The sequence below is a fragment of the Gordonia malaquae NBRC 108250 genome (assembly GCF_000344135.1).
Classification (GTDB): Bacteria; Actinomycetota; Actinomycetes; order Mycobacteriales; family Mycobacteriaceae; genus Gordonia; species Gordonia malaquae.
The window spans coordinates 1-13,649 of sequence record NZ_BAOP01000014.1; the positions used below are offsets into that span (position 1 = coordinate 1).

At 66.2% G+C, this 13,649-nt stretch carries 10 protein-coding genes; 2 read left to right on the forward strand and 8 right to left on the reverse strand.

Features of this window, described 5'->3' with window-relative positions:
- Nucleotides 1-1,194, forward strand: a 1,194-nt coding sequence (locus tag GM1_RS10765) for a low temperature requirement protein A (protein ID WP_008378737.1), incomplete at its 5' end; no start/stop codon positions are given.
- Here GM1_RS10765 and GM1_RS10770 read toward each other — a convergent pair.
- The 8 genes from GM1_RS10770 to GM1_RS10805 are packed head-to-tail and all read right to left on the reverse strand — an operon-like array spanning nt 1,179 to nt 11,978.
- Nucleotides 1,179-2,213, reverse strand: a complete 1,035-nt coding sequence (locus GM1_RS10770; protein ID WP_008378738.1) for an agmatine deiminase family protein — start codon at nt 2,211-2,213, stop codon at nt 1,179-1,181. The two genes, GM1_RS10765 and GM1_RS10770, sit on opposite strands and share 16 nt — an antisense overlap.
- The gene (locus GM1_RS10775) at nt 2,210-3,208 is read right to left on the reverse strand and encodes a nitrilase-related carbon-nitrogen hydrolase (protein WP_008378740.1); all 999 of its coding nucleotides are present in this window, start codon (nt 3,206-3,208) and stop codon (nt 2,210-2,212) included. The genes GM1_RS10770 and GM1_RS10775 overlap by 4 nt, the downstream gene beginning before the upstream one ends.
- Nucleotides 3,208-4,746, reverse strand: coding sequence for an APC family permease (locus tag GM1_RS10780; protein ID WP_008378742.1), 1,539 nt, complete (start codon nt 4,744-4,746; stop codon nt 3,208-3,210). The genes GM1_RS10775 and GM1_RS10780 overlap by 1 nt, the downstream gene beginning before the upstream one ends.
- Before the next feature lie 32 nt (nt 4,747-4,778).
- Complete coding sequence (locus tag GM1_RS10785; RefSeq protein ID WP_008378744.1) at nt 4,779-6,254, reverse strand: NAD-dependent succinate-semialdehyde dehydrogenase; 1,476 nt, start codon at nt 6,252-6,254, stop codon at nt 4,779-4,781.
- Nucleotides 6,251-7,600 carry a 4-aminobutyrate--2-oxoglutarate transaminase gene (gene gabT / locus GM1_RS10790; protein ID WP_008378746.1) on the reverse strand — a complete coding sequence of 450 codons (1,350 nt, stop codon included), beginning with the start codon at nt 7,598-7,600 and terminating at the stop codon, nt 6,251-6,253. Before gabT ends, GM1_RS10785 begins: the two co-directional genes overlap by 4 nt.
- A 48-nt stretch (nt 7,601-7,648) precedes the next feature.
- A complete protein-coding gene (locus GM1_RS10795) occupies nt 7,649-8,503 on the reverse strand; it encodes a universal stress protein (RefSeq protein WP_008378748.1) in 855 nt (284 codons plus the stop codon).
- 10 nt (nt 8,504-8,513) lie between these two features.
- Entirely contained in the window at nt 8,514-10,505 is a 1,992-nt protein-coding gene (locus GM1_RS10800; RefSeq protein WP_008378750.1) for a primary-amine oxidase, read from the reverse strand.
- Between the two features lie 45 nt (nt 10,506-10,550).
- On the reverse strand, nt 10,551-11,978 hold the full coding sequence (locus GM1_RS10805) for an aminobutyraldehyde dehydrogenase (RefSeq protein ID WP_008378752.1): 1,428 nt from the start codon (nt 11,976-11,978) through the stop codon (nt 10,551-10,553).
- Nucleotides 11,979-12,116: 138 nt separating this feature from the next.
- Between GM1_RS10805 and GM1_RS10810 the strand changes: the two genes are divergently transcribed.
- The gene (locus tag GM1_RS10810) at nt 12,117-13,649 is read left to right on the forward strand and encodes a PucR family transcriptional regulator (RefSeq protein ID WP_008378754.1); all 1,533 of its coding nucleotides are present in this window, start codon (nt 12,117-12,119) and stop codon (nt 13,647-13,649) included.

Below are 13,649 nucleotides of genomic sequence, written 5' to 3' on the forward strand. Positions count from 1 at the left end.
ACAGCCTGTATGACGGGCGCATCCACTATCGTTCTCAAGATGAGCGAGCAGGCGACGACGACACCGACCGACGACGAACAGCGGGGTGCGTCCACGCTCGAGCTGTTCTTCGACCTCGTCTTCGTCTTCACGATCACACAGTTCACTCACGCGTTCGGCCACGAACCGACGTGGAAGTCAGCCGGAACGATCGCACTGCTCTTCGCGGTCATCTGGTGGATGTACTCGGGATATGTGTGGCTCACCAACGAAGTCGCTCCGTCGACGCCGGCACGACGAACGGTGCTCGTCGTCGGAATGTTCGGCTTCTTCACCCTCGCTCTCGCGGTGCCCGATGCAGTCCATGGTCACGGGGTCGTGTTCGGGTGGGCATTCCTCGGCGTCACGCTCGTTCACGCTGTGCTGTTCCGAGTCAGTGGAGGTGACGACGCGTCCGCGGCGATCCTGCGTATTCTGCCGACCAATCTGGCGGCGGCGATCTGCATGGTCATTGGCGGGTATGCCCACGGCAGCGCGACATACCTCTGGTGGGTCGGCGCCCTGCTGGTGATCGGGGTGTCGCCGCTACTGAGCACGGCTCGGGGATTCGTCCTGCGGACCAAGCACTTCTGCGAACGCCATGCTCTGGTCCTGATCATCGCCATCGGCGAATCCATCATCGGCGTCGGGACCGGTCTGGCAGAGGAGACGATGAACCTGCAGTTCTTCGTTCAAGTATTGCTCGGATTGACGGTGATCTACGTGATGTGGTGGTCGTTCTTCGGAAACGACAACGAGCACGGTGAAGCTGCGCTCGACGACCTGCCCATGACCGACCGGACGCGCACTGCGCTCATCGCGTACGGATACTGCTTCGTCCCGATGCTGCTCGGCATCGTCTTCGCCGCGGCAGGACTCGGCATGGCGATCGGACAGGGGGAGCGACAAGCGAGCTGGGCGGCGGCCACAGCGTTGTCTGGAGGTGTGGCGCTCTATCTCGCCGGACAGGCGTTGTTCCGGGCCGCACTCGGACTACCTCGACCGTGGATGCGACTTCTGGCCGCGATTCTGGCCGTGCTGACCACTGCACTCGGCGTGTACGTCGCCGAATGGGTCCAACTGGCTGCGATCGCCGTCGTCGTGTACGGGGCGATCATCGTGGACGACGTCATCGGCCTACGAGCCGGTGAACGCAGCAGCTACCTCGCAGGCTGATTCTGCGTGATGCAGTGGATTCCGCCGCCACGGGCGAAGATCGGACGGGCGTCGACGGAGACCACTGTGCGTCCGGGATACACCGAACTCAAGATCTCGACGGCCTCCGCGTCCGACGGGTCGTCGAACGAGCACGCCACGACGAGTCCGTTCGCCACGTAATGGTTGATATAGCTGTAGTCGACGAACCCTTCGTCGTCAGTCAGGGTGCGCGGAGCAGGGACGTCCACGATTGTCATCGGAGAGCCGTCCGACGTGACGGCGCCGTTCAACACGTCGCGGATGCGACGGGACACCTCGTGGTCCGGATGACCGGGATCCCGCTGGTCGTGGACGATCACCGTGCCGGGAATCGGCATGGCGGCGACGATGTCGACGTGCCCGCGAGTGCCGTACTGCTCAGAATCCCGAGTGAGTCCGCACGGAAGCCAGATGACTGTGTCGACACCGAGTGTCCGTGCGAGTTCGCGTTCGACGCCCGACTTGGCCAGCTGCGGATTTCGCCCGGGGTCGAGCTGCACGGTCTCGGTGACGAGAACAGTGCCTGCACCGTCTACCTGGATGCCTCCGCCTTCGTTGACAAGCGTTGAACCGATGCGCTCGACGCCGGCGCTCGCGATCACTGCCCGGGCGATGTGCTGGTCGTGGCCCCACGCGGCCCAATCCTGTCCGCCCCACCCGTTGAACACCCAGTCGACGCCGCCGACGCCTCCGTTCTCGGAGACGACGAACGTCGGCCCGATGTCGCGCATCCATGCGTCATCGAGTGGCGCCTCGACGATGTCGACGGTCGCGGACAAGTACTTCTTCGCGAACTCCGTCTGAGTCGGGTCGACGACGACGGTGACCGGTTCGTGGTCGACGATCGTGTTCGCCACCGCCGACCAGGCGGTCCGAGCCTCGTGATGGTCGGTTTCGGTGTCACCGAGGGAGTAGCCGGGAGCAGGGAACGCCATCCACGTTCGTTCGTGCGGTTCGTGCTCGGCGGGCATCCGCCAGGGGCCGGTGTCCAGCGTCATTGTGCTGATCCCGTCCGCGCCGAACCGAAGGGCGCCGCGCGATCGACCGGTTCGGTCAAACGGTCGTAGGTGTCGGGACGACGCGTGGCCAAGAACGGAAACAAGGTGAGCCAGTCGCGGCGCTGATCGAGATCGAGGTCGGCGACGAGTACAGCGGACGCGTCACGCGGTGCCTGAACGAGTACGCGGCCGTACGGATCGGAGATGAACGAGGAGCCGTAGAAGGTGATCGCCCCCTCGTCGCCATAGCGGTTGGGAGCGATCATGAACGTGCCGTTCGAGATGCCGTTACCCACGATGACCTGCTGCCACAGTGGCTGGGTGTCGAAGTCCGGATGGCCGGGCTCCGATCCGATGGCTGTCGGGTAGACGATCATCTCGGCGCCGCCGAGCGAGTACATGCGTGCGACCTCGGGGAACCATTCATCCCAGCAGGTCGGCATCGCGATGCGAGCGTCGTCGAGGCCGTCGGGCGTGTGGACGGTGTACGCCTCCTCGTCTGCGGGGCCGCCGCGGAAGTACGTGTCTTCGTAGTAGCCCTCGGTGACGGGGATGTGCAGCTTGCGGGTGCGGGCCACGAGCCCGTTCGCGTCGGCGAGGATCGCGGTGTTGAATCCGAGACCGTCGTCATAGGTGTGCTCGCCCGAGGACGAGGACTTCTCGTACAGCGACGCGTGGACGTAGATCCCGTTGCGTTCAGCCGCCGCCGTGGCGAACGCCAGGGTCGGGCCGGTGGCGAGGTCCTCAGCGGTCTCGCCCGGATCGTCTCCACCGCGGACGAATGCGGGATAGCGACTCAGCGTCAGTTCGGGGAGGAAGACGACACGGGCGCCCTGCGCGGCGGCAGCGTCGATTCCCTCGTCGAGTTCGGCGAGCATCTCCTCATCCGACTCGTGCCAACGGTGCTGGACCACCCCGACTCGCAGGGGAGCGCGTGTCGGTTCGTCGACGCGGGCGAATGAGGCCGGGGGAGTGAGGGCTGTGATGACCTGCATCAGAGAACTTCCTTCGAGGGTTCGGGAGTGCTGCGCTTCAGCGTCTCGCCGACGAAGAACGCAGGCGACGCGATGCGCATGACGACCATGAGGACGGCGCCGAGAATGAGGAGGCCGAAGCCGATGTAGAAGACGAGGCCGATGCCGAAGATCTGGGCGCCGCTGCCGTTGTCCGGGTTCAGGCTCTCTCGAACCGATACGACGAAGACCACGAGCAAGGCGACGCCACCGAGAAGCGGGAAGAGGAACCGGAAGACCACGTTGTGGACGTTGTCGAACAACGAGTGGCGGAAGTACCAGACGCACGCGAACGCCGTGATGCCGTAGTACCAGCAGATCATGATGCCGAGTGCGGCGATCGTGTCGCCGAGTGTCTTCTCCGACAGCAGTGTGACCGCCGTGTAGAAGACCGCGGTGACGACTCCGGCGACGATCGCGGCGAAAGCAGGGGAGAGGAACCGTGGGCTGATCTCGGCGAACTTCGCAGGGAAGGCACGGTAGCTGCCCATCGCGAGCATGGTGCGGGCGACGGGCAGGAAGGTCGTCTGCAGGCTCGCGACAGCGGACGCGAGGATCGCGAGGAACAGGAACATGCCACCCCATCGACCCATCACCGGCTCGGCCAATGCGCCGAACACGTTGTCGCTGATGTCCTCGTTGCCCAGCCCCAGTCCGGTGTCGCCGACCCCCGCGTACATCATCGTGGCGAGCGCGACCATGAGGTAGGTGCCGAGAATCGTCAACACGCAGAGCAGCCCGGCGCGACCGGGAGTGCGTTTGGAGTCCTTCGACTCCTCACCGAGGGTCAGACACGTGTCCCAGCCCCAGAACGCGAAGATCGATCCGGTGAGGCCGAGTGCGAACGACGCGATCGACAGGCTCCCGAGGCCGCCGAACGGGTTGAACCATGACCAGCTGAAATCCAGGTGTCCCACATGGCCGCCCGCTTTCGCGAACGCGATCACCGAGAACACCACCAGCACGATCATCTGGAACCCGACCAGCCAGTACTGCAAGCGCTCACTCGTGGTGATGCCGCGCATCGACACATACGTGGCCGCCGCCAACAGGACGAGCGTGGTCAGGATGTTGACCGGCTTGTTAGACGTCCCCAGCTGCTCCCAGCTCGGGTGATCGAACAGCCTCGCGAGCATCAGGTAGAAGAACTGGACACCGACGGCCGCCAGGTTCGACAGGACGATGATCGTCGCGAGCACCATTCCCCAACCGCACATCCACCCCACGTACGGGCCGAATGCCTTCGTCGACCACGTGAACGACGCGCCGGCGTCGGTCGTGTCCGAGTTGAGCTCGCGATACGCGTACGCGGTGAGGAACATCGGGATGAACCCGGCGATGAAGATCGCGGGCATCTTGAGACCGACCGCCGCGACGATCAGTCCGATGCTCGCGGTGAGCGTGTATCCGGGCGCCACCGTGGACACGCCGAGCACTGCTCCGGAGAGGACACCGACCTTGTTCGCGGCGAGGCCCTTGTTAGAGATCTGTGGTGTAGCCGATTCTGCTGGTGTAGCCATCGGTGACTCCTCGGGACTGGGGATGGGAGGTACTACGGGGTGAGCGCGATGTACTTGGTGTTGAGGTACTCGTCGATGCCTTCGCTGCCGCCCTCGCTGCCGAGGCCCGACTGTTTGACACCGCCGAACGGTGCGGCGGGATCGGAGATGACTCCGCGGTTGACACCGACCATCCCCGCTTCGAGTGCCGACGACACTCGCAGCATCCGGTCGAGACTCTGCGTGTAGAAGTACGCGGCGAGGCCGTACTCGGTGTTGTTCGCCAGCGCGATCGCCTCGTCCTCGGTGTCGAAGCCGGTGATGACTGCGACGGGGCCGAAGATCTCCTCGCTGAGGATTCGTTGACCGGCGGGGACCTCGTCGATGACTGTCGGCTCGAAGAAGTACCCGGGGGCATCGACCGCCGCACCGCCGGTGCGGACTCGGGCGCCGGATTCGACGGCCTCACTGACGAGGGCCGCCACGGAGTCGCGCTGGCGGGCGTTGATGAGAGGGCCGAGAGCCGTTCCCTCGACATAGCCTGCTCCCACCGTGGTGGCCGCGATCCTCTCGGTGAGCGCCGCGGTGAACTCTTCGCGGACGCTGTTGTGCACCAGCAGACGGTTGGCCGCAGTGCACGCCTCGCCGCCGTTGCGCATCTTCGCCGCCATCGCACCGTCGACGGCCGCGCTGATGTCGGCGTCGTCGAACACGATGAACGGCGCGTTGCCGCCGAGCTCCATCGATGTCCGCAGCACCTGATCGGCAGACTGCGCGATCAACTTCTTGCCCACCCTGGTCGACCCGGTGAACGACACCTTCCGCAGACGCGGATCACTCATCAGCGCGGCGACGACGTTCGGTGCGTCCATGGTGGGCAGTACCGACAGCACGCCCGCCGGTAGTCCGGCGTCGGCGAAGACCTGCGCCAGCAGCATCGTGGTGAGCGGTGTGTCCTCGGCAGGCTTCACGATGACCGTGCATCCCGCGGCCAGGGCGGGACCGATCTTTCGGGTGCCCATCGCGAGCGGGAAGTTCCACGGGGTGATCGCCAGACACGGTCCGACGGGCTCCTTGGTGACCAGGATCCGTCCGTTGCCGGACGGGGCGGTGGCGGTGCGCCCGCCGACGCGGACCGCTTCTTCAGAGAACCATCGCAGGAACTCGGCGCCGTAGGCGACTTCGCCACGACTCTCCGCAAGCGTCTTGCCCATCTCGATGGTCATCAGAAGCGCAAAATCCTCGGTGCGCTCGATGACCAGTTCCCATGCGCGCCGCAGGATCGTCGACCGTTCGCGTGGAGCTGTCGCGGCCCACGCCTTCGCCGCTGCGGTGGCCGATGTGAGTGCGGCGTCGGCGTCGGCGACGGTCGCGTCTGCGATTGTCGTGAGGACGTCGCCGGTCGCGGGATTCCGGACCTCGAACTCGGCCGATCCCGACGCGGGTCGGGCTGCTCCGTCGATCCAGACTCCGGTGGGCACCGATGCGATCAGAGCCGACGCGTTCGCGGGGAGTTCGGTGCGGGTCACGATGCGGCCCCTGCAACTGCGGTGCGGACAGAGTCCTCGAGGACGGTCAGACCGTCGTCGAGCAGCTCGTCGGAGATCGACAGTGGCGGCAGCAGCCGGAACACGTTGCCGTACGTGCCGCAGGTCAAAGTGACGACTCCCGCTGCGAGCGCGGCGGCCGCCACCGCCTTCGTCAGGTCGGGGTCGGGAGTGTCGGTGCCCTTCTTGACCAGTTCGACGGCCAGCATCGCGCCACGGCCACGGACGTCGCCGATGACGCCGGTCTCCTCGGCCAGTGCCTTCAATCGCGGGACGACCTGATCGGCGATGGCCCTGGCCCGAGCTGCGAGATCCTGCTTCTCCATCACGTCGATCGCCGCGAGGGCGGCCGCACACGCTACGGGATTTCCTCCGTACGTGCCGCCGAGTCCGCCCGGGTGGACCTTGTCGAGAAGGTCCGCGCGACCGGTGACAGCGGACAGCGGCATGCCGCCGGCGATGCCTTTCGCCATCGTGATCATGTCGGGGACGACACCCTCGTGATCGCATGCGAACCACGAACCGGTGCGTGCGAATCCGGTCTGGACTTCGTCGGCGATGAACACGATGCCCTTGTCTCGTGCCCACTGGGCGAGCGCCGGCAGGAATCCCGGTGCGGGCACGATGAAACCGCCCTCACCCTGAATCGGCTCGATGATGATCGCGGCGACCGAGTCGGAGCCGATCTGCTTGTCGATCTGGGTTATCGCCCGCTCGGCGGCCTGCGCGCCGGTCATGCCCTGCGGGTCCCGGTACGGGTACGACATCGGCATCCGGTACACCTCGGGGGCGAACGGCCCGAAGTTCGTCTTGTACGGCATCGACTTCGCGGTCAACGCCATCGTCAGATTGGTTCGACCGTGATAGGCGTGATCGAACGCGACAACAGCTTGGCGGCCGGTCGCCAGGCGTGCGGCCTTGACCGCGTTCTCGACGGCTTCGGCGCCGGAGTTGAACAGCACCGACTTCTTCTCGTGATCTCCGGGGGTGAGCTCGGCGAGCTTCTCTGCGACGGCGACGTAGCCCTCATAGGGGGTGACCATGAAGCACGTATGGGTGAAGTGCTCGGCCTGAGCGGCGACAGCCGCCGCGACCCCGGGCTCGGACGCGCCGACACTGGTCACTGCGATGCCCGATCCGAAGTCGATCAGCGAGTTGCCGTCGACGTCGACGATCACGCCGCCGTCGGCGTCAGCCGCGTAGACCGGGACCGACGAGCCGACGCCTGCGGCCACGGCACGGGCGCGTCGAGCGGCGAGCTCGGCCGAACGGGGGCCGGGCATCGCTGTGACGAGCGAGCGGATCTGGGGAAGGCGGTAGTGCGACATGGTGTTCTTCTGACTCCAGAGATTGTGGGGGAGATGACGTGGCACAGATCAGTCGGCAGGGGTGACGACCATCGGAACCTGCAGGACGCGCAGCATCTTGGCGGCCGTGGAACCGAGGAACAACCGACGTGGTGCGGCGAGGCGGCTGGAACCGACCATGATGAGATCGCCGTCGTTCCACTCGAGTTTGTTGACCGCCTCTTCGACGGTCGGTCCGTCGACGACGTCCCAGGTGACGGTCGCATCGGCAGGCAGATGACTGCGGGCTTCGTCGAGCCGTTCGTGGGCGTGACGGGTGGCGTCGGCAAGCGCCTCCTCGGGCGAACCCCGATAACCTGCGGCCCGGTCGAGGGCGACGAGCGAGACCACCCGCAGTGGGACCTGCGCCCGTTGGCTCGCGGCGACCGCGGTGTCGAACAGTGTGTCGGCCCCGGCCCGGGTCCCCAGCGCACACGTGATCTCCCGAACGCGGGTGACCTTCGATCGGCGCAGGCCACGCGGAGCGAGGACGATGGGCAGCGGCGCTGAATGGACCAACTCGGTGACGACGGAACCGAGTGTGTGGCCGCCGACGATTCCGCCGCCGCTGCCGCCGACGACGATCGCGTCCGCACCGAGCCGCTGCGCTTCAGTGATGATGCCCTCGGCCGCCGAATCGTGGAACGCGATGTGCGTCTTGATCTCGATGTCGTCGGGGAGTCCGACTGTCGCCTCGGTGAGCCAGTCGGTGGCTTGCGAGGTGAGGACGTCCTCGAAGTCGCCGGAGTGAAGTGCCGCCGATCGGTCGGGTGGCAGGACCATCCCGATGTCTAGCTGGGCCGACATCGTGCGGGCGAGTCGGACGCCGAGGGCGACGGCGTCTGCGCCGCCGTCGGTGGCGAGATATGCGACGTACAGTCTCATGACGCCGCCCTCACTCGTGCCCGCACTGGCAGCCGTCGCCGCACCCGCAACCATTCGAACTGCAGCACGCCGACTTCTTCGGCGACGGCTCGACGTCGAGCGAGGGGTTCCGGTCGAAGAAGCCGAACGGCTTGAGCCAGAAGCTGACGATGTCGGCGGGCATGATCGGCCAGTCCTCGGGCCGCGTGATGTGGTGGATGCCGAACGTGTACCACATGACGACGTCGGTGTTCTCGATCCCGCGGTTGGCCTGCGTCCACTGGGGAAGCCCCATGCCCGCCCCGCCCTGGTTCACGAATTCGCCTGCAGGCCAACGCTCGTCGGCGTCGTTCGGGGTGACCCACAGGGTGTGCCGGATCGCTTCGCAGCGGGCCGCGATGGGAGAGTCGTCCGGGAACATCGCCGGGAACGCGCCGCTGGGTGACAGCTTGTACGCGGGTTGACGTCCGATCCCGGTCGTCACGTTGTCGTTGGCGATCTTCCACGAGCGCTGGGTCGCGAAGTTCGGGTTCTGCTTGCCTTCGGATTCGGTGCGCAACGGCGTGTTGACCTGACGCAGTGACAGGCCGTACGGGTTGTCGGGCCCCACCGGCTCCATCACGGTGTCGCTGGCGTAAACGGTGTTCTCGGTGCCGTCGATGTCCATGTCGAGACGCGCGGTGATGAAGTGCTGGTGATAGGGCGCGAACGTCTGGTGATCCACGAGCGTTCCGTGATCGCTCGACTCGCCGGGGTTCATGTGGCTGACCACCATGATGCCGGTGGCTCGCACCTCACACTCGATGTTGCCGTCCTGGTAGAACCGCCAGTACGTGAGGTACTCGTAGTTCGCGACCGTCACGTGAAACGACACCGTGAGCCGGCGCATGCGACGCACCTGCGTGTCGCCGTTGTGGTCCGCGTGCTTCCAGAGCACGGCGTTGTCTTCCTCGTGGATGCAGATCGCGTTCTTGATCGAGTACGGCTCGCCCTTGCTGTTGTGCAGCGTCGCGTCCAAGTAGCGGATCTCGCCGAGACAGTCGCATCCGAGTTCGAGTGAGGTGGTCATGAAGCCGAGACCCCATTCGCCGATGTCGAAGGCGGTGCGGCGGTAGTGATCGTCGCAGTGATCGCGGTACGGCACCATCATCTCGGCGAACGACATGCGGTGCGCGATCTTCCGCTCTGAGCCGTTGTCGTTGTACGAGATCGCATGAAGGGTCATGCCTTCGCGATAGTTGAATCCGACCCGCAACGACCAGTTCTGCCAGGACAGCTTGTTGCCCTCGAGGGTGAACGACGGCCCTTCGGACTGGGTGATGTCGAGCGGCTTGAGCGGCTCCCGCGTGCTGGCATTGCGGATCCGCTCCGGTACATGCGACGGGATGTACTCGCCCATGATCTCGGGACGCTCGACGCTGAACGTGTCCTCGATCCGGAGTAGTTCCATCGAGTTGAGATCGATGACGCAGTGGAATCCGTTGACCGGACCCGCGTACGGGTTGGCGCCCTCGCTCGCCCGGACCCAGGTGTCGGACCATCCGATGCGGCGGCCCGCGAACTCCTCTGGAATGAGTTCGGCGCCGTACGTCCAGGTGTCCATGAACACCAGGTCGAGATCGGTGATGCCACGTGCGGCAAGAGCTGCCACGACGTCGGGGTGAGCGCGCAGCGCCGTATCGGCCTCCTCCCACTCGTCGACTGTGACGTTCGGTTGGACGCCGGGGATGTGCTCCCACGTGAGGACCACGCCGTCGGTGAGCGAGATCAGCGTTGCGTAGGTGCTGTTCGTCGCGCGTTCGAGCAGCACGGCGCGGGCACGGCGGTCGCAGGGGGTTCCGTCGGCGTCGAACGCCGCGATGTCGGCCTTCGACGGCTCGATCATCTCGATCGAGGTGTAGCGCCAGCCGTCGCCCACCGAACGGGTGTCGGCGAGGATTCGAGTGACCGCCGTGAACTCGGCCGCGGACAGCGGGTCTAGCGGATGGAAGTGAGTGAGAGTGTCGAGCTGGATGTCAGTCATCGGGAGAAGGTCCTTCGGTCGGGCAGACGGGCAGGCGGGGCGATCTCAGTCGTGTGCGCTCATGACGTGCTTGACGCGGGTGTAGTCCTCGAGGCCGTATATCGAGAGGTCCTTGCCGTAGCCGGAGTGCTTGAAACCGCCGTGCGGCATCTCGGCGACCAGCGGGATGTGGCAGTTCACCCACACGCAACCGGAGTCGATCCGCGCCGTCGCACGTGTCGCGGTGCCGTGGCCGGTGGTCCAGACGCTGGCAGCCAGGGCGTAGTCGACATCGTTGGCGAGCGTGATCGCCTCGTCCTCGGTGCTGAAGCTCTGGACGGTGATGATCGGACCGAACGTCTCCTCCTGCACGATCGGGTCGTCCTGGCGGACACCGGTGATGACGGTCGGCTCCACGTAGAAGCCCTTGTCGCCGATGCGTTTTCCACCGGTCGCGATCGTGGTGTGTGCACCGAGGGCGTCGATCTTGCCGAGCACCGCGGTGAAATGGTTGACGTTGTTGAGGGCGCCGTAGAACGCGTCTTCGTCGTCGGGCGCTCCGGGACGGAGTTGCTCGGCCTGCGCGACGAGGGCTTCGACGAACGTGTCGTACACCGAATCGTGAACGATCGCGCGGGTGGCGGCCGTGCAGTCCTGTCCACCATTGAAGAACGCCGCCTGTGCGATTCCCTCTGCAGCCTTGGTGATGTCGGCGTCGCCGAACACCACCGCGGGAGCCTTGCCGCCGAGCTCGAGGTGAGCGCGCCGGACGTCCTTGGCCGCCGCGGTCGCCACGGCGATGCCCGCTCGCACCGAACCGGTGATCGCGACGAGGCCGAGTGCAGGGTTCCCGACGAGGTCGGCTCCCGTGCCTCCGTTGCCGAGGACAACGTTGAACACGCCGTCGGGGAGGATGTCCTTGGTGAGTCGAGCGAGCACAAGGGTGCTTTCGGGTGTCGTGTCGCTCGGCTTGAGGACGATGGTGTTTCCTGCGGCGAGCGCGGGTGCGATCTTCCAGACGGCCATCATGAACGGGTAGTTCCACGGAGTGACCTGGCCGACCACACCGATCGGCTCGCGGCGGACGTACGAGGTGAAGCCCTCCATGTACTCGCCCGCGGCGCGGCCCTCGAGCAGACGAGCGGCGCCTGCGAAGAACCGGATCTGGTCGGCGCCGACCATCACTTCTTCCGACTTCACGAGCGTGGCGATCTGGCCGGTGTTGCGAACCTGTGCGGCGACTATCTCGTCGGCGTGCTCCTCGACGGCGTCGGCGAGTTTGAGGAGTGCGGCCTGACGGACACTCGGCGTGGTGCGTCCCCAGGTGACGGCGGCGCGCTCGGCGACGCGGACGGCGGCGGCGACCTCGTCGGCCGTCGACACCGGCGACACGGCCACAACGGTCTCGTCGGCCGGATTGACGACATTGAGAGTCTCGGTTGATGTCGAGTCGACGAATGAGCCGTCTACGTAGTTCTGGAGCCGGATCGTCATGTCTGGCAGCCTCTCTGTCCGCGGGGGGTGGTCAGAATCACAGTGCACCTTCGTACTGTGCGCGACTACCTGACGAAACGGCTAGTCTGGGCTGGATCGACTAGACGATATGGAGTGCCGAAAGGAGCGTGGCCGCTGATGCCGGTGACCGTCCGGTGGCTCCTGCGACAATCTGAATTGCATCTGGCCACCGCGGGAAGCTCCGACGATCTGTCCGGCGAGATCGACTTCGTGGTGACCACTGAACTCGCCGATCCGGCGCAGTGGCTGTCCGGTGGCGAACTGGTCCTCACCACCGGAATCGGTCTGCTCGACCGCACAGGAGGCGTCGCCGACCGAGCCGGATGCGACGCCTACGTTCAACGCCTGGTGGACCGGGGCATCGTGGCGCTCGGGTTCGGTGTAGGGCTCACATTCGACGACGTTCCCCAAGACCTGACGGACGCCGCATCTGCGGCGGGGCTCCCGCTCATCCTGGTCCCGCGACCCACGCCGTTCGTGGCGATCGCCCGAGCCGTCGCCGACAGGTCCGCCGAACTCCAGTACCGATCGCAGGAACTCGCCGCCCGCGCGCAACCGAAGATGACGCGCGCCGCGGTGTCCGGCGGCGCCGTCGCAGTGCTCAAGGAACTCGCGACCGCCTGCGACGGTGCGGCGCTCCTGCTCGACGACGACGGGCGCGTGACCCAGAGCGCGCCGGCGGGGATTTCACCCGCGGTGATGCGCGCCGTCGGTGAACAGGTCCGGGGACATCGGACGTCGTCGGCCGTCGCGATCGACGCCGAGACGGCCATCGTCACGCAGCCGATCCGGGTGGCCGGCCGCACCTATGGACACCTCGCCGTCGCGTCGCGTCATGAGCCTCGACCCACCGACCACGTCCTGATAGGTCACGCCAACTCGCTCCTCGCGCTCGACTTCGACAAACCGCATCGCCTCGACGCGTTGGCTGGCCGCGTCAACATCGCAGTGTTCACCCTTCTCCTCGGTGACGAACCGGACGGCGCGCAGGTTCAGACTCTCGCCGTCGACGCCGCGGACGGCGACGGGCGTGTTCGAGTGCTGGTGTGTCGGGATTTGGGTGCGAACGCCGAACGCGTCGCCGACAGGCTTGTGGCTCGTCTCGCAGAACTGCGACGCCCGGCGTTCGGTGTCGCTCGCCCCGGCGGCGATGTCGCCGTGCTGCTCCGCGGTACGGACGACGAGAAGTCGATCGCCGACCTGCTGAGCGCGTTGCCACGATCGACGCGGCGGCATCTACGGGCGGGGGTCAGCGCGAGTGTTCCGCTCACCGGTGTCGCCGACGCCTACCGAGACGCGATCACCATCGCCGGCGCAGCGCTCCGGGGCGGTCCGGTCGCCGATCGGACGTCGGCCGCGGGTGCGTCACTCGTGGCGACGACCGGTGGTCGACAGGCACTCGACGGCCTCTCGCGACTGCTGGTCGATCCGCTCGTCGCCTACGACACCGCGCACGGCACGGCATTGACGGAGTCGCTGCAGTCGTACCTCGAGAATCACGGGCAATGGGAGACCGCAGCGGCCGACCTCGGCGTGCATCGGCACACGCTGCGCGCGCGGATCGCGAAGGTCGAGAGCGAACTGGACATCGACCTGGGATCCGCGCGCGTCCGTGCCGAACTCCTGCTCGCGCTCCTGATTCGCCAGTGA

Bases quoted from the DNA above. Each gene is read 5' to 3' on its own strand.
- GM1_RS10810 (WP_008378754.1), top strand. From the start codon at position 12,117: ATGCCGGTGACCGTCCGGTGGCTCCTGCGACAATCTGAATTGCATCTG.
- GM1_RS10780 (WP_008378742.1), bottom strand. From the start codon at position 4,746: ATGGCTACACCAGCAGAATCGGCTACACCACAGATCTCTAACAAGGGC.
- GM1_RS10775 (WP_008378740.1), bottom strand. From the start codon at position 3,208: ATGCAGGTCATCACAGCCCTCACTCCCCCGGCCTCATTCGCCCGCGTC.
- GM1_RS10795 (WP_008378748.1), bottom strand. From the start codon at position 8,503: ATGAGACTGTACGTCGCATATCTCGCCACCGACGGCGGCGCAGACGCC.
- GM1_RS10770 (WP_008378738.1), bottom strand. From the start codon at position 2,213: ATGACGCTGGACACCGGCCCCTGGCGGATGCCCGCCGAGCACGAACCG.
- gabT (WP_008378746.1), bottom strand. From the start codon at position 7,600: ATGTCGCACTACCGCCTTCCCCAGATCCGCTCGCTCGTCACAGCGATG.
- GM1_RS10805 (WP_008378752.1), bottom strand. From the start codon at position 11,978: ATGACGATCCGGCTCCAGAACTACGTAGACGGCTCATTCGTCGACTCG.
- GM1_RS10800 (WP_008378750.1), bottom strand. From the start codon at position 10,505: ATGACTGACATCCAGCTCGACACTCTCACTCACTTCCATCCGCTAGAC.